Raw genomic sequence first — 23,575 nt, forward strand, 5'->3', positions numbered from 1 at the left:
TCTCTACGCATTTCACCGCTACACCTGAATTCTACCCCCTCCTACGAGACTCAAGCTTGCCAGTATCAGATGCAGTTCCCAGGTTGAGCCCGGGGATTTCACATCTGACTTAACAAACCGCCTGCGTGCGCTTTACGCCCAGTAATTCCGATTAACGCTTGCACCCTCCGTATTACCGCGGCTGCTGGCACGGAGTTAGCCGGTGCTTCTTCTGCGGGTAACGTCAATGAGCAAAGGTATTAGCTTTACTCCCTTCCTCCCCGCTGAAAGTACTTTACAACCCGAAGGCCTTCTTCATACACGCGGCATGGCTGCATCAGGCTTGCGCCCATTGTGCAATATTCCCCACTGCTGCCTCCCGTAGGAGTCTGGACCGTGTCTCAGTTCCAGTGTGGCTGGTCATCCTCTCAGACCAGCTAGGGATCGTCGCCTAGGTGAGCCGTTACCCCACCTACTAGCTAATCCCATCTGGGCACATCCGATGGCAAGAGGCCCGAAGGTCCCCCTCTTTGGTCTTGCGACGTTATGCGGTATTAGCTACCGTTTCCAGTAGTTATCCCCCTCCATCAGGCAGTTTCCCAGACATTACTCACCCGTCCGCCACTCGTCAGCAAAGAAGCAAGCTTCTTCCTGTTACCGTTCGACTTGCATGTGTTAGGCCTGCCGCCAGCGTTCAATCTGAGCCATGATCAAACTCTTCAATTTAAAAGTTTGATGCTCAAAGAATTAAACTTCGTAATGAATTACGTGTTCACTCTTGAGACTTGGTATTCATTTTTCGTCTTGCGACGTTAAGAATCCGTATCTTCGAGTGCCCACACAGATTGTCTGATAAATTGTTAAAGAGCAGTTGCGACGCGGCTTTCAGCTCACTGTCGCGAGGTGGCGTATATTACGCTTTCCTCTTTCAGAGTCAACCCTGAATTTCAGGATTTTTCTCTTCAACCGAACCGGCTGTTTGTGTGAAGTGATTCACATCCGCCGTGTCGATGGAGGCGCATTATAGGGAGTTCTCCGTAGGCCGCAATAGAAAAAATTGCAAAAAAAATGACTGACTGCTGCATTCCCCAGCAAAACCTCGCTTTATACCTTTTTACGCACAGAGTTATCCACAATTATCAATGTAATTTCTGTATTTTTCCCACGGTAACCACTGTCAAAATTGTGATCGCCATTGAAAGAGAAAAATTCGCGAGCGTTGCGCAAACGTTTTCGTTACAATGCGGGCGAAAAATAAGGATGCCCCGTTAGGGGCGTTAGCTGAGTTTTTCGCGAAAAATTCAGCTAACGCTCTCTGTAATAGTCAAATCCAGGGGATTTACCATGCAACAACGTCGTCCAGTCCGCCGCGCTCTGCTCAGTGTTTCTGACAAAGCCGGTATCGTCGAATTCGCCCAGGCACTTTCCGCACGCGGTGTGGAGCTGCTGTCTACAGGGGGCACTGCCCGTCTGTTAGCAGAAAAAGGTCTGCCGGTAACCGAAGTTTCCGATTACACCGGTTTCCCGGAGATGATGGATGGACGCGTGAAGACCCTGCATCCGAAAGTACATGGTGGCATTCTGGGCCGTCGCGGCCAGGACGATGCCATTATGGAAGAACATCAGATCCAGCCTATCGATATGGTGGTTGTTAACCTGTATCCGTTCGCCCAGACCGTCGCTCGTGAAGGCTGCTCGCTGGAAGATGCGGTTGAGAACATCGATATCGGCGGCCCAACGATGGTGCGCTCCGCCGCCAAGAACCATAAAGATGTCGCAATCGTGGTGAAGAGCAGCGACTATGACGCCATTATTAAAGAGATGGATGCCAACGAAGGATCGCTGACGCTTGCAACCCGTTTCGACCTCGCCATCAAAGCCTTCGAACACACTGCCGCCTACGACAGCATGATTGCCAACTACTTCGGCAGCATGGTTCCGGCTTACCACGGTGAAAGCAAAGAAGCCGCCGGTCGCTTCCCACGCACGCTGAACCTGAACTTCATTAAGAAGCAGGATATGCGCTACGGCGAGAACAGCCACCAGCAGGCCGCCTTCTATATAGAAGAGAATGTGAAAGAAGCCTCTGTTGCCACCGCAACCCAGGTTCAGGGTAAAGCCCTCTCTTATAACAACATCGCCGATACCGATGCGGCGCTGGAGTGCGTGAAAGAGTTCGCCGAGCCAGCATGTGTGATTGTGAAGCACGCCAACCCTTGCGGCGTGGCTATCGGCAATTCCATTCTTGATGCTTACGATCGCGCGTACAAAACCGACCCAACCTCCGCATTCGGCGGCATCATTGCCTTTAACCGCGAGCTGGATGCGGAAACCGCGCAGGCCATCATTTCTCGTCAGTTTGTTGAAGTGATTATTGCGCCGTCCGCCAGCGAAGAAGCCCTGAAAATCACCGCCGCCAAGCAGAACGTTCGCGTCCTGATCTGCGGTCAGTGGGGCGAGCGTGCTCCGGGTCTTGATTTCAAACGCGTGAACGGCGGTTTGCTGGTTCAGGATCGTGACCTGGGGATGGTCGGCGCGGAAGAACTGCGCGTCGTCACCAAACGCCAGCCGACCGAACAGGAACTGCGTGATGCGCTGTTCTGCTGGAAAGTGGCGAAGTTCGTGAAATCCAACGCTATCGTCTATGCCAAAAATAATATGACCATCGGTATTGGCGCGGGCCAGATGAGCCGCGTGTACTCCGCGAAAATCGCCGGTATTAAAGCTGCCGATGAAGGCCTGGAAGTGAAAGGTTCCTCGATGGCTTCTGACGCGTTCTTCCCGTTCCGCGACGGTATTGATGCCGCCGCCGCTGCGGGCGTGACCTGTGTAATCCAGCCTGGCGGTTCTATCCGTGATGACGAAGTGATTGCCGCCGCCGATGAACACGGTATTGCGATGCTCTTCACCGACATGCGCCACTTCCGCCATTAATGGAGCAATAGATGAAAGTATTAGTGATTGGTAACGGCGGGCGCGAGCACGCGCTGGCCTGGAAAGCGGCCCAGTCGCCGCTGGTTGAGACTGTTTTTGTTGCTCCGGGTAACGCAGGCACTGCGCTGGAACCCACGCTGCAAAACGTCGCTATCGGCGTGACCGATATCCCGGCGCTGCTGGATTTCGCGCAAAACGAAAAGGTAGATCTAACCATCGTCGGCCCGGAAGCGCCGCTGGTGAAAGGCGTGGTTGATACCTTCCGCGCCGCCGGGCTGAAAATCTTCGGCCCAACCGCAGGTGCTGCGCAACTGGAAGGTTCGAAAGCGTTTACCAAAGATTTCCTGGCCCGCCATAAGATCCCTACGGCGGAATACCAGAACTTCACCGAGGTAGAACCTGCGCTGGCGTATCTGCGTGAGAAAGGCGCGCCAATCGTCATTAAAGCTGACGGTCTGGCTGCCGGGAAAGGCGTTATCGTAGCGATGACGCTGGAAGAAGCGGAAGCGGCTGTTCACGATATGCTGGCGGGCAACGCGTTTGGCGACGCGGGTCATCGCATTGTTATCGAAGAGTTCCTCGATGGCGAAGAAGCGAGCTTTATCGTGATGGTGGACGGCGAGCATGTGCTGCCGATGGCCACCAGCCAGGATCACAAACGCGTAGGCGATAAAGATACCGGGCCAAACACTGGCGGGATGGGCGCTTACTCCCCTGCGCCGGTAGTAACCGATGACGTTCATCAGCGCACCATGGAACGTATCATCTGGCCAACCGTGAAAGGTATGGCGGCGGAAGGTAACACCTACACCGGTTTTCTCTACGCGGGCCTGATGATCGACAAACAGGGCAACCCGAAGGTTATTGAATTTAACTGCCGCTTTGGCGATCCAGAAACCCAACCGATTATGCTGCGCATGAAGTCCGATCTGGTTGAACTCTGCCTGGCGGCCTGTGAAGGGAAGCTGGACGAGAAAACATCCGAGTGGGATGAACGTGCTTCTCTCGGCGTGGTGATGGCTGCGGGTGGATATCCGGGCGATTACCGCACCGGCGATGTGATCCACGGCCTGCCGCTGGAAGAAGTGGCAGGCGGCAAAGTGTTCCACGCGGGCACGAAACTGGCGGATAACGAGCAGGTGGTAACCAGCGGCGGGCGCGTACTGTGCGTCACCGCGCTTGGCCATACCGTAGCTGAAGCGCAGAAACGCGCCTATGCCTTAATGACCGATATCCACTGGGACGACTGCTTCTGCCGGAAAGATATCGGCTGGCGCGCTATCGAACGCGAGCAGAACTAACGCGACAGTTTTGCCAATAGCGTTTTGCGCGTGATCCCTAACTGACGGGCGGCTTCGGTTTTGTTGCCGCCCGTTTTCTCCAGCGCCGCCAGAATCACCTCTTTTTCCACTTCCACCAGCGGCTGAATATCCTGACTTTGGACCAGCGGGATCGGCGTACTGGCAATCGCCAGCGGCAGCTCGCGTTCGGAAATATATTCCCCGGTCAGCAGCACCACCGCTCGTTCCACCGCGTTTTCCAGCTCGCGAATATTTCCCGGCCAGTCGTAATGAATCAGCAAATCCATCGCCTGGGGCGTAAAGCCTTTTACCGCCTTGCGATTACGTTCGGCAAAGCGCTGAAGAAAATGGCCAGCCAGCAGAGGAATATCCTCCCGCCGCTGACGCAGCGACGGGATTTCAATCGCCACCACGTTCAGGCGATAGTAGAGATCCTGGCGAAAACGTCCGGCATTTACCTCTGCGGTAAGATCGCGATGGGTCGCGGCAATCAGCCGGACATCAACCGAAATAGTCTGGTTGCTACCGACACGCTGAACTTCGCGCTCCTGAATCGCACGTAGCAGACGGACCTGCATCATCGGCGAGATATCGCCAATTTCATCGAGGAACAACGTGCCGCCGTCCGCTTCAACAAAGCGCCCTTCCCGCCGTTTGTCGGCTCCGGTAAACGCCCCTTTTTCGTGACCGAACAATTCAGATTCCAGTAAGGATTCGTTGAGTGCCGCGCAGTTGAGCGTTACCAACGGCTTTTCGCAACGTGCGCTACTGGCGTGAATCGCCCTGGCGACCAGCTCTTTACCGGTACCGGAATCGCCGTGGATCAGCACCGTGGCTTCCGATGGCGCGACAAGGGCGATTTCACTGAGCAGGTTTTGCATCGCCGGGCTTTTACCGACCATACCGAACTGGCTGGCGGACACCGCAGGTATTTCAGCATCGACACTGTGCGTATGCGCGAGCGCCTTTTCCAGCGTCGCCTGCAGGTTATCGAAATCCAGCGGCTTGATGAGATAATCCAGCGCCCCGGTTTTCAGTGCCCCTACCGCCGTCTCGACGCTGGAGTAAGCGGTCATAATCAGTACCGGAATCGCCGGGTTTAACGTTTTGATCTCTTTTAGCGTGGCAATGCCGTCCATCTCCGCCATTCGCACATCGCAAAGCACAAGATCAAAAACCTGTTCCCGCACCTGCTCCAGCGCCTGTCGCCCGCTGTTCGCCAGCGCGACGTTATAGCCCCAGCCGCGCAGCAATGCCTGCAAAATAGTGCAGTGGCTAATGTCATCATCTACCACCAGAATATCGATATTATCGTGCGTCATCCTTGTGGGTCCTTACGCGTAATATTGACCGGAAGCCAGAGGGTGAACGTTGAGCCTTTTCCCTCCTGGCTTGCGACCTGAATTGTACCACCGTGTTGTTCAACAATATTATGCACGACCGCCAGCCCCAGCCCGGTGCCTTCGGCTTTGGTGGTGAAGTACGGGGTGAAGATAGCTTCAAGCTGGTCCGCCGCAATTCCCTTACCGCTATCAGTAACGCTAATTTTCACGCCTGCGCCGCTTTCGCTGGCCGTCACGCTAATCACGCCATGCTGACCAATCGCCTGAATAGCGTTGAGATAGAGATTCAACAGGACTTGGGTCAATCGGTCCGGGTCTGCCTGAATTTCCGGTAATGTGTCGTTGGCGGTAAAGCGTAACTGGATCTCCCGGCTGTTTGCATCCTGGCTTACCAGCTGTAATGAGTGGTTAATCAGAGTGTTGAGATCCACCGCCTGCAAAGCCAGATGCGTTGGTTTAACCAGTTCCAGCAGCTCGCTTACCACGCGGTTTAAACGGTCGGCTTCTTTCGCCATCACCTGCGCCAGTTGATGAGCTTCTCCCCCTGCTGGCGCGCGTTCAGCAAAGTATTTCGCCAGCCCTTTAATCGAGGAAAGTGGGTTACGGATTTCGTGGGCAACGCCTGCCGCCAGATGCCCCAGCGCCACCAGCTTCTCTTTGCGCTTCATTTCATCCTGCAACAGCTGGCGCGAGCGCAGATACCGGCGATACCAGAAGAATGACAACACGCTTGCCAGCAAGACCGTCGCCAGGGCGAAGAGGATAATCAGGGTATTGCGCTTTTCCCCACTCTGGGTTGCAACCAGATCGCTGGCGTCAACGGCGATGAAAATAGCCTGTTGTGCTTCTGCCTGTGGCACAGCTTTGCCGTTACAGCGCGGCATATTGTGCATGCCATGCCGCCAGGGCGATGACATTGGCTGGAACAAACGATAGACCTCAAGCGCAGGCGCAGTTTCCGCTTTCTCAAGCAGTCGCCAGCGGGAGTTTTCCTCTGGCTTTAACTGCTGCATTTCATCCGGCGAATAGAGTGCACGCCCAACCATTTCGGGGTTACTGTGAAGAATGATGATGCCCTGCGCATCGGTGACCGCAAACCACAACACCCCAGGCTGGCCTGCCATCTCTTCCAGAAGCGCCTGTTGCTGCACATGGTGCATTCGCATCCCCATCCCTACGCGGCTTCCTGACTCCAGAGCGCGAATGAGCACATTACCTTTTTCCAGTAATGCCTGACGGTCAGCCTCACTTGCCCGCCCATAATCACGAATCACAGTTACCGCAAACAATCCCACCAGCCCAACAATGACAATGGGGAGGATCGTGCTTAACCATTTGGCTAAGGTGTCTTTTGAACGTTGCATAAAACGTATCTTCTTCTTTGCCTGTTCATCCCTTTTTGACAGCAGAAATCATGCCATCTTTTAGCAGCGCTTACCCTGCGCTGTAACACAAAGACTTAAGTTTCAATGAGTAAAAATGACTCGCTAACCACAGCAGGCGAGTCATTTTTACTCGCTTATCACGCCAGATTGCCCGTCATATCAGCGTTTCGTCGTTGGCACGAAAGATGCAATACCCAAAGTAAGACAACCACTGGAGGATTAACCATGAAACGGAACACGAAAATTGCCCTGGTGATGATGGCGCTTTCAGCAATGGCGATGGGATCGACATCTGCATTTGCTCACGGCGGACACGGGATGTGGCAACAAAATGCCGCGCCTTTGACCAGCGAACAACAGACAGCGTGGCAGAAAATCCATAATGACTTTTACGCTCAAAGCAGCGCACTGCAACAGCAACTGGTGACGAAGCGTTATGAATACAATGCCCTGTTAGCCGCGAACCCACCGGATAGCAGCAAAATTAACGCGGTCGCCAAAGAGATGGAGGCTTTGCGTCAGTCGTTAGATGAGTTACGGGTGAAACGGGATATTGCGATGGCTGAAGCGGGTATTCCGCGCGGTACCGGAATGGGCATGGGTTACAGCGGCTGCGGTGGTGGTGGCGGTCATATGGGAATGGGCCACTGGTAAATCAGAACGTTTTCTCGTTGGGTTGCCAGCGACAGAAATCAGAGTTTGCCACTAACAGTAATTGCGAACCTTCGGGCGCTTCCAGCCATGCCACGCTGACATCAACAGAAGAGCGGCTCTGGCGGCGCTCGATATGCGCTATCGCCTGCGAATCTAAATCAGGTTTAATGGTTTGCCCTTCGCAGGTGGTCACGGTCTGTTCCATCGCATGCCAGCGCCCCTGACGCAGCACGACTCTCCCCTGACGTAAGGCATCGCTAATCTGGCGGATTTGGTCAGCACGATAACGATATAAATCAATTTGGTCGTTAGAAAGCTGCTGCTTTTCCCCGTCGGATTCACGTTGCATAAAGCTCAGATCGCCGCGATCGTCAAAACGCGCGCGAATGTTCACCGGCGGTTTGCTGTAAACATTGATATTGATAAGCGTGAGGTTATCGCCCTGCCAGCGATACTCTCGCGTCGTGGTATCGCCATTGCGCCACGGGCTAAATACAGCAAGCAGATGGACATTATCGCCGCTGTCTTTTCGCCAGATGCGTACCGCGCCCTGATCTTCAGCAAATCCACTGGCGGTAAAGGGAGGAAGTGAGGAGTTATGGCTACAAGCAGTAAGAAACAGCGCGCCTGCCAGCATCAATGAGCGACGCCAGAAAGACAAAAGGGGTGAAACCACCCCTTCGTTAAAACTGTTCACTGCCACGCAATCTTACTTAACTGCGTCTTTCAGTGCCTTGCCAGAAACAAATGCCGGTACGTTCGCAGCGGCGATTTTGATTTCTTTACCGGTCTGCGGGTTGCGGCCAGTACGCTCAGCGCGGTGGTTCACTTTGAAGGTACCGAAACCAACCAGTTGTACAGCATCGCCTTCTTTCAGAGACTCAGTAATTGCAGCCAGAGTGGACTCCAGAGCAGCTTTAGCCTGGGTTTTGGACAGTTCTGCTTTCTCTGCAATTACATCAATCAGTTGAGTCTTGTTCATAAGTTATCCTTACAATGTGTTTATCGCTTGCTAAGCATCGAGTGCGACGGAAATGCCAGAATAGCACTCTCCTGCATACACGCACCGATAGCCACTTTTTTTTCGCCCCCCAAATGTAGACCAGACGGGGGGCGAAAGGGAAGACTCCAGGTACGACAAATCAGGCGTTAATTCACGTTTTCTGGTCTTATTGCTGAAAAATTATACCAATATTGCTCTCACCCGCCTCACGCAGGTCTGCTCTAAGCCCTTTTATCAGCTCGATATCGCGTTCTTCACACTCGGCTAAAAGTCGGAATATTTCCCACTGAATGTCCCATTCTTGCTCTACAGCTGGGTTTTCTTTCAGCTCTTCATCGCTCATTTCGCGACCAGCCTGAGTCATTTCCAGCATCGCAACGGTGGTAATAGAGGTCTTACTCACTTCCACCGCGTGTTCGAGCGTTTCGCCACTCAAACGCGAATGAACCAGTTCACTTAACGCCACGCAGGCATCAATTGCCGGATAAACGCCGTACAGATCGAAATCGTCGGCTGACGGGATCGCTTCTTCAAATTTCTCCAGTTGGCTGTCGAAATTTACTTTTGCGTCTTTAACGGTCAGCGTTTCCCAGATGAGATCGAGAATACGCCGATAAATTTGCCCATCACCAAAACCAGTTTGCTGGCAGAACATGGCGTAATTGGGGTACATGCGTTCGCATAAGCAAGCCATGAAAGTGACATGCTGCCAGCTTTCCAGGCGCTCCAGACGCAGATGAATCGGGTTTTGTAACATGTTGAGTTCTCAAATACGGAAATTATCCGCAGTTTACCTGAATTAGGGCTGATTTGCTGTATAGCGCATGAACGCCGGACGTTCCGAGGCCACCGCGTCCGCCCAGCGCGTTGGCTCCGGCAGACGATAGCCTTTCATGCAGCGTTGTACCCACGCCAGCGCGCTATCCACACTGACCCGATGGCCGGTAGAAATAAACAGAGGGTTACAGCGCGCTTTGCTGCGCCAGACCCAGGCCAGCTGCTCGCCTTTATCCATCAGAGGGGCCAGCGCGCCCGGTTCGCTGGAGAGCGCTTCGAATTTACCGCAGAGCCGTTTTTTCGCTACGCCAATGGTCGGCACATCCACCAATAAGCCAAAATGGCTGGCGACGCCAAGACGGCGCGGATGCGAGATCCCGTGACCATCGACAAACACTAAATCCGGCTTTTGCGACAGCATCTCCCACGCGGCCAGCAGCGCAGGATATTCGCGGAAGGAAAGAAAACCTGGAATGTAAGGCATGGTAGTAGCGATGCGGGCCACTTTATACTCCACCAGCTCAAGCGAGGGGTATTTCAGCAGCACCATCGCCGCTCGCGTCACTTCTCCGCCCTGCTCAAACCCGACATCGGCTCCAGCGATCAGATCCGGCGGATCTTTATCGAGTCGATCCTCGCGGATCACAGAAGAAGCTAGTTCAAGTTGTTGAGCGCGTAATGACGCGAGATCCATAACCACTCCTTACTGATGATAAGGCGCAGACAGGCGATGCACTGCCTCCACAAATACGCCAGCATGTTCTGGCGGCACATCCTGATGGATACCGTGGCCGAGGTTAAAGACGTGGCCTTCACCGTGACCGAAACCGGCAAGGATTGTCGCCACTTCTTCTTCAATACGGGCAGGCGGCGCGTACAACATTGACGGGTCCATATTGCCCTGCAGCGCGACTTTATCACCCACGCGGCGGCGTGCATCGGCGATATCCGTTGTCCAGTCGAGGCCCAGCGCATCGCAACCGGTTTCTGCCATGGCTTCCAGCCACTGTCCGCCGCCTTTGGTAAACAGCGTGACCGGCACGCGGCGACCGTCGTTTTCACGCAGTAAACCATCAACAATTTTATGCATGTAATAGAGCGAGAACTGTTGATAATCGCGCCCGGTGAGCACGCCGCCCCAGGTGTCGAAAATCATCACTGCCTGAGCACCGGCTTTAATCTGCGCATTCAGGTACAGAGTGACGCTTTTCGCCAGTTTATCGAGTAGCGCGTGCAGCGCCTGCGGATCGGCATACATCATTTTTTTAATCACGGTGAACGCTTTGCTGCTGCCGCCTTCCACCATATAGGTCGCCAGCGTCCACGGACTGCCGGAAAAACCAATCAGCGGCACTTCGCCTTTCAGTTCGCGACGAATGGTACGCACCGCGTTCATCACGTAACCCAGCTCATCTTCCGGGTCCGGAATTGGCAGTTTATCGACGTCGGCTTTGCAGGTGACTGGCGAGGTAAAACGCGGACCTTCTCCGGCTTCAAAATAGAGCCCTAACCCCATCGCGTCCGGCACGGTGAGGATATCGGAAAAGAGGATCGCCGCATCCAGCGGGTAGCGACGCAGCGGTTGCAAAGTCACTTCGCACGCCAGCTCGGCGTTTTTGCACAGCGACATAAAATCGCCCGCCTGGGCGCGCGTGGCTTTATATTCCGGTAGATAGCGGCCCGCCTGGCGCATCATCCATACTGGAGTGACATCAACGGGCTGGCGCAGCAGCGCCCGCAGATAACGATCGTTTTTAAGTTCGGTCATTTTGGCTGTTCCTTAGTGCGTCAGGCGGTCAGTGTATCATCACTCATACTCTGCCCGACACATCGCCACCGTATCTTCTATCAGACGGCGCGCTACGGTGCCGGGCGGCGGAAGTAACGGCAAATCGTCATAGCGATACCAGTTCGCCTCGAGCAATTCTTTCGGGTCGATCACGATCTCGCCGCTGTCATATTCCGCCATAAACGCGGTCATTAAAGACTGAGGAAACGGCCACGGCTGGGAAGTCACGTAACGCAAGTTTTTGACTTTGATGCCACTCTCTTCCATCACTTCCCGCGCGACTGCCTGTTCGAGGGTTTCGCCCACTTCGACGAATCCGGCGAGTACCGTATGGACACCGTTACGATGCCGGGTATGCTGAGCAAGTAGGATTGAATCATCGCGACGGATGGCAACGATAATGCAGGGAGCGATTTGTGGGTAGTAACGCTCACGGCAGTGGCTGCATAGCATCGCCCATTCGGTTTTGCTCGGATACATGTCATGCCCGCAGTAACCGCAGTATTTATGCGAGCGATAAAACTCCGCCAGTTGCACACCACGTCCGGCTAATTGAAACAGCCCGACATCCAGATCAATGACCTGGCGCACCGAGCCCATATCGTGACGACGCTGCTGTTGCACTAGCCAAACAGGTTCTCCCTGCCATTCGCCGATTTGTTGTGCGCGCTGACCCACAAGATCGAAATTTGCCGCTTCGCCGTATGGTAATTCTCCCTTCGGCAACCATAATTTTTGTTCATGACTGACTACCCACCAGCCGTGATCTAATTTTTCAATTATACGATCCATAGCTCTTGCACTACCTTTGCATCACTGGCATGTTTAACATGGTTTTTACATTTCTCACTGAGCAGTTTTTGAATACAAACTTGCGGAGTCAATCATGCTTAACCAGCTCGATAACCTGACGGAGCACGTCAGAGGAAGTAACAAACTGGTTGATCGCTGGCTACATGTACGTAAGCATCTGCTCGTGGCTTACTACAATCTGGTTGGCATTAAGCCTGGCAAAGAATCGTACATGAGGCTGAATGAAAAAGCCCTTGATGATTTTTGCCAGAGTCTGGTCGACTACCTGTCTGCCGGACATTTCAGTATTTATGAACGCATTCTTCATAAACTGGAAGGCAACGGGCAACTCGCTCATGCCGCGAAGATTTGGCCGCAACTCGAAGCCAACACGCAACAGATTATGGATTACTACGATTCCAGCCTGGAAACCGCCATCGATCATGATAATTACCTTGAGTTTCAACAGGTTTTATCTGACATCGGCGAGGCGCTGGAAGCACGCTTTGTGCTGGAAGATAAGCTGATTCTGCTGGTGCTTGACGCCGCCCGCGTCAAACATCCTGCTTGAGTTCTGCGCTGTTAACGCGTAATTTACATTCAACGCCCCGTTTGCGGGGCTAATTTCTTGTCGGAGTGCCTTAACTGGCTGAGACCGTTTATTCGGGATCCGCGGAACCTGATCAGGCTAATACCTGCGAAGGGAACAAGAGTTAATCTGCTATCGCATCGCCTTTGCGGCGATCGTCTCTTGCTTCATCCGTCGTCTGACAAGCCACGTCCTTAACTTTTGGAATGAGCTATGTCTGCAACAAAACTCACCCGCCGCGAACAGCGCGCCCAGGCCCAACATTTTATCGACACCCTGGAAGGCACCGCCTTTCCGAACTCAAAACGCATTTACATCACAGGCACACACCCCGGCGTGCGCGTGCCGATGCGTGAGATCCAGCTTAGCCCGACGCTAATTGGCGGCAGCAAAGAACAGCCGCAGTACGAAGAAAACGAAGCGATTCCGGTCTACGACACCTCCGGCCCGTATGGCGATCCGCAAATCGCCATTAACGTGCAGCAAGGGCTGGCAAAACTACGCCAGCCGTGGATCGATGCACGCGGCGATACCGAAGTACTTACCGTGCGCAGTTCCGATTACACTAAAGCGCGACTGGCAGATGATGGCCTCGACGAGCTGCGTTTTAGCGGCGTATTAACGCCAAAACGCGCCAAAGCAGGACGCCGTGTCACACAACTGCACTACGCCCGCCAGGGCATCATCACGCCGGAGATGGAGTTCATCGCCATCCGCGAGAATATGGGCCGCGAGCGCATCCGTAGCGAAGTTTTACGCCACCAGCATCCGGGAATGAGCTTTGGCGCACGTCTGCCGGAAAATATCACTGCGGAATTTGTCTGTGATGAAGTTGCTGCCGGACGTGCGATTATCCCGGCCAACATTAATCATCCGGAATCGGAGCCGATGATTATTGGTCGCAACTTCCTGGTAAAAGTTAACGCCAATATCGGCAACTCGGCGGTCACCTCTTCCATCGAAGAAGAAGTGGAAAAGCTGGTATGGTCCACGCGCTGGGGAGCGGATACGGTGATGGATCTCTCCACAGGTCGCTATATTCACGAAACCCGCGAGTGGATTTTGCGTAACAGCCCGGTGCCGATCGGTACTGTGCCGATCTACCAGGCGCTGGAGAAGGTTAACGGGATCGCCGAAGATCTTACCTGGGAAGCGTTCCGCGACACGCTGCTGGAACAGGCCGAGCAAGGTGTGGATTACTTCACTATCCATGCGGGCGTGCTGCTGCGCTACGTGCCGATGACCGCGAAACGCCTGACCGGTATCGTCTCTCGTGGCGGTTCGATTATGGCGAAATGGTGCCTCTCCCATCATCAGGAAAATTTCCTCTATCAACACTTCCGCGAAATTTGTGAAATCTGTGCCGCTTATGACGTTTCGCTGTCGCTGGGCGACGGCCTGCGCCCCGGTTCTATTCAGGACGCCAACGATGAAGCGCAGTTTGCCGAACTGCATACGCTGGGCGAACTGACCAAAATCGCCTGGGAATATGACGTACAGGTGATGATTGAAGGCCCAGGCCACGTGCCGATGCAGATGATTCGCCGCAATATGACCGAGGAGTTAGAGCACTGCCACGAAGCGCCGTTTTACACTCTGGGGCCGCTAACTACCGATATCGCGCCGGGCTATGACCACTTCACGTCAGGGATTGGTGCGGCGATGATTGGCTGGTTTGGCTGCGCGATGCTCTGTTACGTAACGCCAAAAGAGCATCTGGGTCTGCCTAATAAAGAAGATGTTAAGCAGGGGCTTATCACCTATAAGATTGCCGCCCACGCCGCCGACCTGGCGAAAGGGCATCCGGGCGCGCAAATTCGCGATAACGCCATGTCAAAAGCCCGCTTCGAATTTCGCTGGGAAGACCAGTTTAATCTGGCCCTCGACCCGTTTACCGCCCGCGCTTATCACGATGAAACCCTGCCGCAAGAGTCCGGCAAGGTCGCCCATTTTTGCTCCATGTGTGGGCCGAAATTCTGCTCGATGAAAATCAGCCAGGAAGTACGTGATTACGCCGCCGCGCAAACCATTGAAGTGGGAATGGCGGATATGTCGGAAAACTTCCGCGCCAGAGGCGGAGAAATCTACCTGCGTAAGGAGGAAGCATGATGTATCAGCCTAATTTTCCTCCTGTACCTTTTCGTTTAGGACTGTACCCGGTGGTGGACAGCGTACAGTGGATCGAACGTCTGTTGGATGCAGGCGTACGTACTCTCCAGCTACGCATCAAAGATCAACGCGATGAAGAAGTGGAAGCCGATGTCGTGGCGGCAATTGCGCTGGGCCGCCGCTATAACGCGCGGCTGTTTATTAATGATTACTGGCGGCTGGCGATCAAGCATCAGGCGTATGGCGTCCATTTGGGGCAGGAAGATTTGCAATCTACCGATCTTGAGGCCATCCGCGCGGCAGACCTGCGGCTGGGCGTTTCGACCCATGACGATATGGAAATCGACGTCGCGCTGGCAGCACGCCCTTCTTATATCGCGCTGGGACATGTGTTCCCGACACAAACCAAACAGATGCCTTCTGCACCGCAGGGACTGGAGCAACTGGCACGGCATATTGAGCGACTGGCGGATTATCCCACCGTGGCGATTGGCGGTATCAGTCTGGCACGCGCGCCTGCGGTGATAGCAACGGGTGTCGGCAGTATCGCCGTCGTCAGTGCCATTACCCAAGCGGCAGACTGGCGTTTGGCAACGGCACAGCTGCTGGAAATTGCAGGAGTTGGCGATGAATGACCGTGACTTTATGCGTTACAGCCGTCAAATCCTGCTCGATGATATTGCCATTGAAGGGCAGCAAAAACTGCTCGACAGCCAGGTACTGATTATCGGCCTTGGCGGGCTGGGTACGCCCGCTGCGTTGTACCTGGCGGGTGCTGGCGTCGGGACGCTGGTGCTGGCAGATGACGACGATGTGCATTTAAGCAATCTGCAACGACAAATCCTCTTTACCACTGAAGATATCGATCGCCCGAAATCGCAGGTCAGCCAACAGCGACTGACACAGTTGAATCCCGACATTCAACTGACAGCATTACAACAACGGTTAACGGGTGAGGCGTTAAAAGATGCGGTTGCACAAGCCGATGTGGTGCTCGACTGTACCGACAATATGGCGACTCGTCAGGAGATTAATGCCGCCTGCGTGGCACTCAACACGCCGCTTATCACCGCCAGCGCGGTCGGATTTGGCGGTCAGTTGATGGTACTGACGCCGCCCTGGGAGCAGGGGTGTTACCGCTGCCTGTGGCCAGATAACCAGGAGCCAGAACGCAACTGCCGCACGGCGGGCGTGGTTGGCCCGGTGGTCGGGGTTATGGGCACTTTGCAGGCACTGGAAGCCATTAAGTTATTAAGCGGTATAGAGACGCTGGCGGGAGAACTCCGACTGTTCGACGGTAAATCGAGCCAGTGGCGCAGCCTGGCGTTGCGCCGCGCCAGTGGTTGCCCGGTATGCGGAGGACGCAATGCAGATCCTGTTTAACGATCAACCGATGCAGTGCACCGCCGGGCAAACTGTTCACGAACTACTGGAGCAACTCGACCAACGACAAGCGGGCGCGGCTCTGGCGATTAATCAGCAAATCGTCCCGCGTGAGCAGTGGACGCAACATATCGTGCAGGATGGCGACCAGATCCTGCTTTTTCAGGTTATTGCAGGGGGTTGAGATGTTACGTATTGCGGACAAAACGTTTGATTCACATCTTTTTACCGGCACAGGGAAATTCGCCTCTTCACAACTGATGGTGGAGGCGATCCGCGCTTGCGGCAGCCAACTGGTGACGCTGGCGATGAAACGTGTCGACTTGCGCCAGCACAACGACGCTATCCTCGAACCGCTTATCGCGGCGGGTGTGACCCTGCTGCCGAATACATCCGGGGCGAAAACCGCGGAAGAAGCCATTTTCGCCGCCCATCTGGCTCGTGAAGCGTTAGGCACAAACTGGTTAAAATTAGAGATTCACCCTGACGCTCGCTGGCTGTTGCCCGATCCCATCGAAACCCTGAAAGCCGCCGAAACGCTGGTACAACAGGGATTTGTCGTGCTGCCTTACTGCGGGGCCGATCCGGTATTGTGTAAACGTCTGGAAGAAGTCGGCTGTGCAGCGGTGATGCCGCTCGGCGCGCCGATTGGCTCGAATCAGGGACTGGAAACCCGTGCCATGCTGGAGATTATTATCCAGCAAGCCACTGTTCCGGTGGTCGTTGATGCTGGCATCGGCGTTCCCAGCCATGCCGCACAGGCGCTGGAAATGGGGGCCGACGCGGTGTTAGTGAATACGGCGATTGCCGTCGCGGACGATCCCGTCAACATGGCGAAGGCATTTCGTCTGGCAGTAGAAGCAGGCCTGCTGGCTCGTCAGTCCGGACCGGGCAGCCGCAGTCATTTTGCTCATGCCACCAGCCCGCTGACTGGATTTCTGGAGGCATCGGCATGAAAACCTTCAGCGATCGCTGGCGACAACTGGACTGGGATGACATCCGCCTGCGTATCAACGGCAAAACGGCTGCTGACGTAGAGCGAGCGCTAAATGCCTCGCAACTCACCCGCGACGATATGATGGCGCTGTTATCGCCAGCTGCCAGTGGCTATCTGGAACCACTGGCCCAACGGGCGCAGCGCCTGACCCGTCAGCGATTTGGCAACACAGTTAGTTTCTACGTCCCGCTTTATCTTTCCAATCTTTGCGCTAACGACTGCACGTACTGCGGATTTTCCATGAGCAATCGCATCAAGCGCAAAACGCTGGATGAAGCGGATATTGCCAGGGAAAGCGCCGCTATACGGGAGATGGGCTTTGAACATCTGCTATTAGTCACTGGTGAACATCAGGCAAAAGTGGGGATGGATTACTTTCGTCGTCATCTCCCTGCCCTGCGTGAACAGTTCTCTTCACTACAGATGGAAGTACAACCGCTGGCGGAGGCGGAATACGCCGAGCTAAAACAGCTTGGTCTGGATGGCGTGATGGTTTATCAGGAGACGTATCACGAGGCGACATATGCCCGCCATCATCTGAAAGGCAAAAAACAGGACTTCTTCTGGCGGCTGGAAACGCCGGATCGGCTGGGTCGCGTGGGGATTGATAAGATAGGCCTCGGCGCGCTAATTGGCCTTTCCGACAGCTGGCGCGTTGACTGCTATATGGTTGCCGAACATTTGCTATGGTTGCAACAGCATTACTGGCAAAGCCGTTACTCTGTCTCCTTCCCGCGCCTGCGCCCATGTACTGGCGGCATTGAGCCTGCGTCGATTATGGATGAACGCCATTTAGTGCAAACCATCTGCGCCTTCCGGCTGCTTGCACCGGAGATTGAACTGTCACTCTCCACGCGGGAATCACCGTGGTTTCGCGATCGCGTGATTCCGCTGGCAATTAATAACGTCAGCGCTTTTTCGAAAACGCAGCCCGGTGGCTATGCCGATAATCACCCCGAGTTGGAACAGTTCTCACCGCACGACGATCGCAGACCAGAAGCGGTTGCTGCCGCGTTAACCGCTCAGGGTTTGCAGCCGGTATGGAAAGACTGGGACAGCTATCTGGGACGCGCCTCGCAAAGACTATGAGACGGAATGTAAGGACGTAAATTTATTCCGAGCCGCTACGGAAGATGAAAAACGCAAGGTTGTTGAAAGCGTTGTGTTTTTTTATGTTAGTGCCGTCAGCAGGAATGTTGTCCAGGGCGAAAAGCTTCTTCCTCGTTTCGCCCTGCCTTTCTTAAAAATTCCGTAATGCAAAGTCTGAAGCCATCGCCTGTTGAGCAATGAAAGAGATCTGATTGTAAGAGAGTAAATACTCAACTATGATAGAGACGAAAATAAGAACACATGTTCTCATCTTCCAGGATGCAGCAGACTGAAGAAATTCAGACATCCCGCAACCTGCGATTATCGCAAGGTCAAGGCAAAGTCCGGTAATGGCGTTCTGAATACCAGAGATAATTCTCTGGCGAAACCCACCTTAAGGTGGGTTTTGTTATTTTCAGGGCTGAGGAAGCTGCTTATTTCTCAATAAGTTGCAGGCAATGGTGAAAAATTTCACTGACTTACCTTTCTGTTTTTTAGAAATGGGATAAGCGCTAGTTACATGCAAACGGAGTTTTTTCTTTTCCCTGAAAGCCCTGAACGCAACAAAGTAAAATGCCTTATCTCCTCCGTCTAAGTCCACCTCAATCACGGCATAGCTACCATACCCGGCATGAATAACGTTGCTTTCTGGCAGCGACAAAATAGTTCTTTTTAAGTGTGTGCGCGCTAAGTTATAACGGTGCTGGCAGAAGGGACGAGATTCTTTAGGCGCGTGGTACATTAACGATTGTTTTTCTTCGTTCGTCTGATGTTCATAATCTTTTGTGAAGCAGTGAAGAGAGTAGGTAACCCAAAAGCGATACTCTAAAGGCTCTTTGCCCTCATGATGCTGAACGTAGACAGCCTGATGAGCATCAAGAAACGATAAATCACGAATATCACCATCCGGATGTCCAAAAGGTCGCCACTTCTCCACTTCCTGTTTCATTCTCGTTCCTTAAGAAAGTTACACAGGAATAGTATCGAATCCTTGCCGAGTTTGACTTAATTAGTTCAGTCAGTTTCAGGATATTAGCCATCTCTACATTGATTATGAGTATCCAGAAATTCATTAAATATTCTGACAAATGCTCTTCCCCTGAACTACACCCATAAAAAAACCCGCCGAAGCGGGTTTTTACGTTATTTGCGGATTAACGATTACTCGTTATCAGAACCGCCCAGACCTGCGTTCAGCAGTTCTGCCAGGCTGGCAGATGCGTCTTCTGCAGTCACCTGCGGTGCAGCCGGAGCTTCACCCGCAGCACGGCGACGCATACGATCCTGGTGGTACGCGTAACCGGTACCTGCCGGGATCAGACGACCCACGATAACGTTCTCTTTCAGGCCGCGCAGTTCGTCGCGTTTGCCCGCAACGGCTGCTTCGGTCAGCACGCGAGTGGTCTCCTGGAACGATGCCGCGGAGATGAAGGACTCGGTTGCCAGAGACGCTTTGGTGATACCCAGCAGATCGCGGGAGTAAGTTGCACCCACTTTGCCGTTCGCTTCCAGTTCGCGGTTTGCGATCTTGACGCGAGAGTATTCAACCTGTTCGCCTTCCAGGAAGTCGGAGCTGCCCGCGTTAACGATGGTAGCTTTACGCAGCATCTGACGAACGATAACTTCGATGTGTTTATCGTTAATCTTAACGCCCTGCAGACGGTATACGTCCTGTACTTCGTTAACGATGTAACGAGTAACAGCATGAACACCACGCAGACGCAGAATGTCGTGCGGCGCTTCCGGACCGTCGGAAATTACGTCACCACGTTCTACACGTTCACCTTCGAACACGTTGAGCTGACGCCATTTCGGAATCATCTCTTCGTACGGATCGCTACCGTCTACCGGGGTGATAACCAGACGACGTTTACCTTTGGTTTCTTTACCGAAGGAAACGATACCGCTGATTTCAGCCAGGATTGCCGGCTCTTTCGGACGACGTGCTTCGAACAGGTCCGCAACGCGCGGCAGACCACCGGTGATGTCCTTGGTACCGCCGGATTCCTGCGGAATACGCGCCAGGGTGTCACCAGAGCTGATCTGTACGCCATCTTCCAGCTGAACAATCGCTTTACCCGGCAGGAAGTACTGCGCAGGCATATCGGTACCTGGGATCAGAACGTCGTTACCCTGAGCATCAACGATTTTCAGTGCCGGACGCAGATCTTTACCACCTGCGGTACGTTCTGCGGAATCCAGAACCACCAGCGAAGACAGACCTGTCAGTTCGTCGGTCTGACGAGTAATGGTCTGGCCGTCGATCATGTCAGTAAAGCGTACAAAACCGCTTACTTCGGTGATAACCGGCATGGTGTGCGGGTCCCAGTTTGCAACGGTTTCGCCGCCAGCAACCTGTTCGCCATCGCCTTTCGCCAGTACCGCACCGTAAGGTACTTTGTAGCTTTCTTTGGTACGACCGAATTCGTCGATCAGTTTCAGTTCGGTGTTACGGGAAGTGATAACCAGTTTACCGCTGGAGTTCACAACCGACTTCACGTTGCTGAGCTTGATGCTACCTTTGTTTTTCACCTGGATGCTGGATTCAGCAGCCGCACGAGATGCCGCACCACCGATGTGGAACGTACGCATGGTCAGCTGTGTACCCGGTTCACCGATGGACTGTGCCGCGATAACACCGATTGCTTCACCTTTGTTGATGATGTGGCCACGCGCCAGGTCACGACCGTAGCAGTGCGCACATACACCAAAGTCGGTGTCACAAGATACAACAGAACGTACTTTAACCGCGTCGACAGAGTTCTCTTCCAGCAGGTCACACCACTGTTCGTGCAGCAGCGTGTTGCGCGGAACGAGGATATCAGCAGTACCCGGCTTCAGAACATCTTCAGCAGTTACACGACCCAATACGCGATCGCGCAGCGGCTCTTTAACGTCACCACCCTCGATAACCGGAGTCATCATGATACCTTCATGGGTACCACAATCGTCTTCGGTAACCACCAGGTCCTGCGCCACGTCAACCAGACGACGAGTCAGGTAACCGGAGTTCGCAGTTTTCAGTGCGGTATCCGCCAGACCTTTACGAGCACCGTGGGTGGAGATGAAGTACTGGAGTACGTTCAGACCTTCACGGAAGTTCGCGGTGATTGGCGTTTCGATGATGGAGCCATCCGGCTTCGCCATCAGACCACGCATACCAGCAAGCTGACGAATCTGTGCCGCAGAACCACGCGCACCGGAGTCGGCCATCATGTAGATGCTGTTGAAGGAAACCTGCTTCTCTTCCTGACCGTCACGGTTAATAACGGTTTCAGTTTGCAGGTTATCCATCATCGCTTTGGATACACGATCGTTCGCCGCAGCCCAGATATCGATAACTTTGTTGTAGCGTTCGCCCGCAGTTACCAGACCAGACTGGAACTGCTCCTGAATTTCAGCAACTTCTGCTTCTGCCTCGGAGATGATTTCGTGTTTCTTCTCCGGGATGACCATGTCATCGATACCAACAGATGCACCAGAACGCGCTGCATATGCAAAGCCGGTGTACATGATCTGGTCCGCAAAAATAACGGTCGGTTTCAGACCGAGAATGCGGTAGCAGGTGTTCAGCATTTTGGAGATTGCTTTTTTACCCAGCGCCTGGTTGACGATGGAGTAAGGCAGACCTTTCGGTACAATCATCCACAGAATGGCACGGCCAACAGTCGTGTCTTTCAGGCTGGTTTTCGCTACTAATTCACCGTTTGCATCTTTTTCATACTCGGTGATACGCACTTTAACGCGCGCATGCAGAGAAGCCAGACCAGAGCGATACAGACGTTCTGCTTCTTTCGGGCCAGTCAGCACCATGCCTTCGCCTTTGGCGTTAACACAGTCACGGGTCATGTAGTACAGACCCAGTACAACGTCCTGAGACGGAACGATGATTGGTTCGCCGTTCGCCGGGGACAGGATGTTGTTGGTAGACATCATCAGCGCACGCGCTTCGAGCTGGGCTTCCAGCGTCAGCGGTACGTGAACAGCCATCTGGTCACCATCGAAGTCGGCGTTATATGCCGCACAAACCAGCGGGTGCAGCTGGATAGCTTTACCTTCGATCAGTACCGGTTCAAATGCCTGGATACCCAGACGGTGCAGAGTCGGTGCACGGTTCAGCAGTACCGGGTGTTCGCGGATAACTTCGTCCAGGATATCCCAAACGACAGCTTCTTCGCGCTCAACCATTTTCTTCGCAGCTTTAATGGTGGTAGCAAGACCACGCAGTTCCAGCTTGCCGTAGATGAACGGTTTGAACAGCTCCAGCGCCATTTTCTTCGGCAGACCGCACTGATGCAGACGCAGGTATGGACCTACGGTGATTACAGAACGACCGGAGTAGTCAACACGCTTACCGAGCAGGTTCTGACGGAAACGACCCTGTTTACCTTTGATCATGTCGGCCAAAGATTTCAGAGGACGCTTGTTAGAACCGGTGATTGCACGACCGCGACGACCGTTATCCAACAGGGCGTCTACCGCTTCCTGCAGCATACGTTTTTCGTTACGTACGATGATATCCGGCGCAGCCAGATCCAGCAGACGTTTCAGACGGTTGTTACGGTTAATGACGCGACGATACAGATCGTTCAGGTCAGAAGTCGCGAAACGACCACCATCCAGCGGAACCAGCGGACGCAGATCTGGCGGCAGTACCGGCAGAACGGTCAGGATCATCCACTCTGGTTTGTTACCAGACTGAACGAACGCTTCCAGCAGTTTGATACGCTTGGTCAGCTTTTTACGCTTGGTTTCGGAGTTGGTTTCGTTCAGCTCTTCACGCAGCTGTTCGCACTCTTGCTCCAGATCCATGCTCTTCAGCAGAGCCTGGATTGCTTCCGCACCCATTTTCGCGTCGAATTCGTCACCGAACTCTTCCAGCGCGTCCAGATACTGTTCTTCAGTCAGGATCTGCTGACGCTCCAGGTTGGTCATACCGCCTTCGATAACCACATAGGATTCAAAGTACAGTACGCGTTCGATATCGCGCAGCGGCATATCGAGCAGCAGGCCGATACGGGACGGCAGCGATTTCAGGAACCAGATGTGCGCAGTCGGAGAAGCCAGTTCGATGTGGCCCATACGCTCACGGCGTACTTTAGTCTGGGTCACTTCAACGCCGCACTTCTCACAGATGACGCCACGGTGTTTCAGGCGCTTGTACTTACCGCACAGGCACTCGTAATCTTTTACCGGCCCAAAGATACGGGCGCAGAAAAGGCCGTCACGTTCTGGTTTGAACGTACGGTAGTTGATGGTTTCCGGCTTTTTAACTTCACCGAAAGACCATGAACGGATCATGTCTGGCGAAGCCAGAGCAATTTTGATCGCATCAAACTCTTCGGTTTTAGTCTGCGCTTTCAGAAACTTTAATAAATCTTTCACGGATTTGCTCCCGTCGGAGTTAGCACAATCCGCTGCCGGGTTTTACCCCGACAGCAGTGACCTGTT

At 53.8% G+C, this 23,575-nt stretch carries 20 protein-coding genes, 1 rRNA gene and 1 riboswitch; of the genes, 10 read left to right on the forward strand and 11 right to left on the reverse strand.

Annotated elements, in window-relative coordinates:
• A 16S ribosomal RNA gene (locus tag CRI63_RS09600) occupies nucleotides 1-705 on the reverse strand; the annotation flags it as partial.
• Nucleotides 706-1,323: 618 nt separating this feature from the next.
• Here CRI63_RS09600 and purH point away from each other — a divergent pair.
• Both purH and purD read left to right on the forward strand, forming a co-directional pair.
• The gene (gene purH, locus CRI63_RS09605; RefSeq protein WP_135519365.1) at nucleotides 1,324-2,913 is read left to right on the forward strand and encodes a bifunctional phosphoribosylaminoimidazolecarboxamide formyltransferase/IMP cyclohydrolase; all 1,590 of its coding nucleotides are present in this window, start codon (nucleotides 1,324-1,326) and stop codon (nucleotides 2,911-2,913) included.
• A gap of 11 nt (nucleotides 2,914-2,924) precedes the next feature.
• Nucleotides 2,925-4,214, forward strand: a complete 1,290-nt coding sequence (gene purD, locus CRI63_RS09610; RefSeq protein ID WP_135385202.1) for a phosphoribosylamine--glycine ligase — start codon at nucleotides 2,925-2,927, stop codon at nucleotides 4,212-4,214.
• Here purD and zraR read toward each other — a convergent pair.
• Together zraR and zraS are read right to left on the reverse strand one after the other, a co-directional pair.
• Complete coding sequence (gene zraR, locus CRI63_RS09615; protein ID WP_135519368.1) at nucleotides 4,211-5,536, reverse strand: sigma-54-dependent response regulator transcription factor ZraR; 1,326 nt, start codon at nucleotides 5,534-5,536, stop codon at nucleotides 4,211-4,213. The two genes, purD and zraR, sit on opposite strands and share 4 nt — an antisense overlap.
• Complete coding sequence (gene zraS / locus CRI63_RS09620; protein ID WP_135519371.1) at nucleotides 5,533-6,930, reverse strand: two-component system sensor histidine kinase ZraS; 1,398 nt, start codon at nucleotides 6,928-6,930, stop codon at nucleotides 5,533-5,535. The genes zraR and zraS overlap by 4 nt, the downstream gene beginning before the upstream one ends.
• A 237-nt stretch (nucleotides 6,931-7,167) precedes the next feature.
• On the opposite strand from zraS, the gene zraP reads away from it, so the two are divergent.
• Nucleotides 7,168-7,596, forward strand: coding sequence for a zinc resistance sensor/chaperone ZraP (gene zraP, locus CRI63_RS09625; protein WP_130222640.1), 429 nt, complete (start codon nucleotides 7,168-7,170; stop codon nucleotides 7,594-7,596).
• A gap of 1 nt (nucleotide 7,597) precedes the next feature.
• Here the strand turns inward: zraP and CRI63_RS09630 are convergent, their stop codons facing one another.
• The 6 genes from CRI63_RS09630 to nudC form a co-directional block, all read right to left on the reverse strand.
• A complete protein-coding gene (locus CRI63_RS09630; protein WP_032147960.1) occupies nucleotides 7,598-8,293 on the reverse strand; it encodes a DUF1481 domain-containing protein in 696 nt (231 codons plus the stop codon).
• A 12-nt stretch (nucleotides 8,294-8,305) separates the two neighbouring features.
• Nucleotides 8,306-8,578, reverse strand: coding sequence for a nucleoid-associated protein HU-alpha (hupA, locus tag CRI63_RS09635; protein ID WP_001044513.1), 273 nt, complete (start codon nucleotides 8,576-8,578; stop codon nucleotides 8,306-8,308).
• Nucleotides 8,579-8,765: 187 nt separating this feature from the next.
• Entirely contained in the window at nucleotides 8,766-9,356 is a 591-nt protein-coding gene (locus CRI63_RS09640) for a YjaG family protein (RefSeq protein ID WP_000940106.1), read from the reverse strand.
• A 42-nt stretch (nucleotides 9,357-9,398) separates the two neighbouring features.
• A complete protein-coding gene (gene nfi, locus CRI63_RS09645; RefSeq protein WP_130222638.1) occupies nucleotides 9,399-10,070 on the reverse strand; it encodes a deoxyribonuclease V in 672 nt (223 codons plus the stop codon).
• Nucleotides 10,071-10,079: 9 nt separating this feature from the next.
• The gene (gene hemE, locus CRI63_RS09650) at nucleotides 10,080-11,144 is read right to left on the reverse strand and encodes a uroporphyrinogen decarboxylase (protein ID WP_130216331.1); all 1,065 of its coding nucleotides are present in this window, start codon (nucleotides 11,142-11,144) and stop codon (nucleotides 10,080-10,082) included.
• A 39-nt stretch (nucleotides 11,145-11,183) separates the two neighbouring features.
• Nucleotides 11,184-11,957, reverse strand: coding sequence for an NAD(+) diphosphatase (gene nudC / locus CRI63_RS09655; protein WP_130259137.1), 774 nt, complete (start codon nucleotides 11,955-11,957; stop codon nucleotides 11,184-11,186).
• A gap of 94 nt (nucleotides 11,958-12,051) precedes the next feature.
• Here nudC and CRI63_RS09660 point away from each other — a divergent pair, with 94 nt between their 5' ends.
• From CRI63_RS09660 to thiH, 7 genes are all read left to right on the forward strand, one after another.
• Nucleotides 12,052-12,528: an Rsd/AlgQ family anti-sigma factor gene (locus tag CRI63_RS09660; protein ID WP_064530412.1), complete on the forward strand. Its 477-nt coding sequence runs from the start codon at nucleotides 12,052-12,054 to the stop codon at nucleotides 12,526-12,528.
• A 51-nt stretch (nucleotides 12,529-12,579) separates the two neighbouring features.
• A riboswitch (TPP riboswitch) is annotated at nucleotides 12,580-12,680 on the forward strand.
• Nucleotides 12,681-12,759: 79 nt separating this feature from the next.
• On the forward strand, nucleotides 12,760-14,655 hold the full coding sequence (gene thiC, locus CRI63_RS09665; RefSeq protein ID WP_135519374.1) for a phosphomethylpyrimidine synthase ThiC: 1,896 nt from the start codon (nucleotides 12,760-12,762) through the stop codon (nucleotides 14,653-14,655).
• Nucleotides 14,655-15,290 carry a thiamine phosphate synthase gene (gene thiE, locus CRI63_RS09670; RefSeq protein ID WP_135519592.1) on the forward strand — a complete coding sequence of 212 codons (636 nt, stop codon included), beginning with the start codon at nucleotides 14,655-14,657 and terminating at the stop codon, nucleotides 15,288-15,290. Before thiC ends, thiE begins: the two co-directional genes overlap by 1 nt.
• A complete protein-coding gene (gene thiF, locus CRI63_RS09675; RefSeq protein WP_135519377.1) occupies nucleotides 15,283-16,038 on the forward strand; it encodes a thiazole biosynthesis adenylyltransferase ThiF in 756 nt (251 codons plus the stop codon). The genes thiE and thiF overlap by 8 nt, the downstream gene beginning before the upstream one ends.
• Nucleotides 16,022-16,222, forward strand: coding sequence for a sulfur carrier protein ThiS (gene thiS / locus CRI63_RS09680; protein WP_112793987.1), 201 nt, complete (start codon nucleotides 16,022-16,024; stop codon nucleotides 16,220-16,222). The genes thiF and thiS overlap by 17 nt, the downstream gene beginning before the upstream one ends.
• Before the next feature lies 1 nt (nucleotide 16,223).
• On the forward strand, nucleotides 16,224-16,994 hold the full coding sequence (gene thiG / locus CRI63_RS09685; protein ID WP_052920584.1) for a thiazole synthase: 771 nt from the start codon (nucleotides 16,224-16,226) through the stop codon (nucleotides 16,992-16,994).
• Nucleotides 16,991-18,124 carry a 2-iminoacetate synthase ThiH gene (thiH, locus tag CRI63_RS09690; RefSeq protein WP_135519380.1) on the forward strand — a complete coding sequence of 378 codons (1,134 nt, stop codon included), beginning with the start codon at nucleotides 16,991-16,993 and terminating at the stop codon, nucleotides 18,122-18,124. The genes thiG and thiH overlap by 4 nt, the downstream gene beginning before the upstream one ends.
• Nucleotides 18,125-18,539: 415 nt before the next feature.
• Here the strand turns inward: thiH and CRI63_RS09695 are convergent, their stop codons facing one another.
• Nucleotides 18,540-19,073, reverse strand: coding sequence for a stationary phase growth adaptation protein (locus CRI63_RS09695; protein ID WP_135519383.1), 534 nt, complete (start codon nucleotides 19,071-19,073; stop codon nucleotides 18,540-18,542).
• Nucleotides 19,074-19,285: 212 nt separating this feature from the next.
• Nucleotides 19,286-23,509: a DNA-directed RNA polymerase subunit beta' gene (gene rpoC / locus CRI63_RS09700; protein ID WP_000653944.1), complete on the reverse strand. Its 4,224-nt coding sequence runs from the start codon at nucleotides 23,507-23,509 to the stop codon at nucleotides 19,286-19,288.
• Between the last annotated feature and the right edge of the window lie 66 nt (nucleotides 23,510-23,575).

Origin of the sequence: Escherichia sp. E2661 (genome assembly GCF_004745185.1) — a bacterium.
Classification (GTDB): Bacteria; Pseudomonadota; Gammaproteobacteria; order Enterobacterales; family Enterobacteriaceae; genus Escherichia.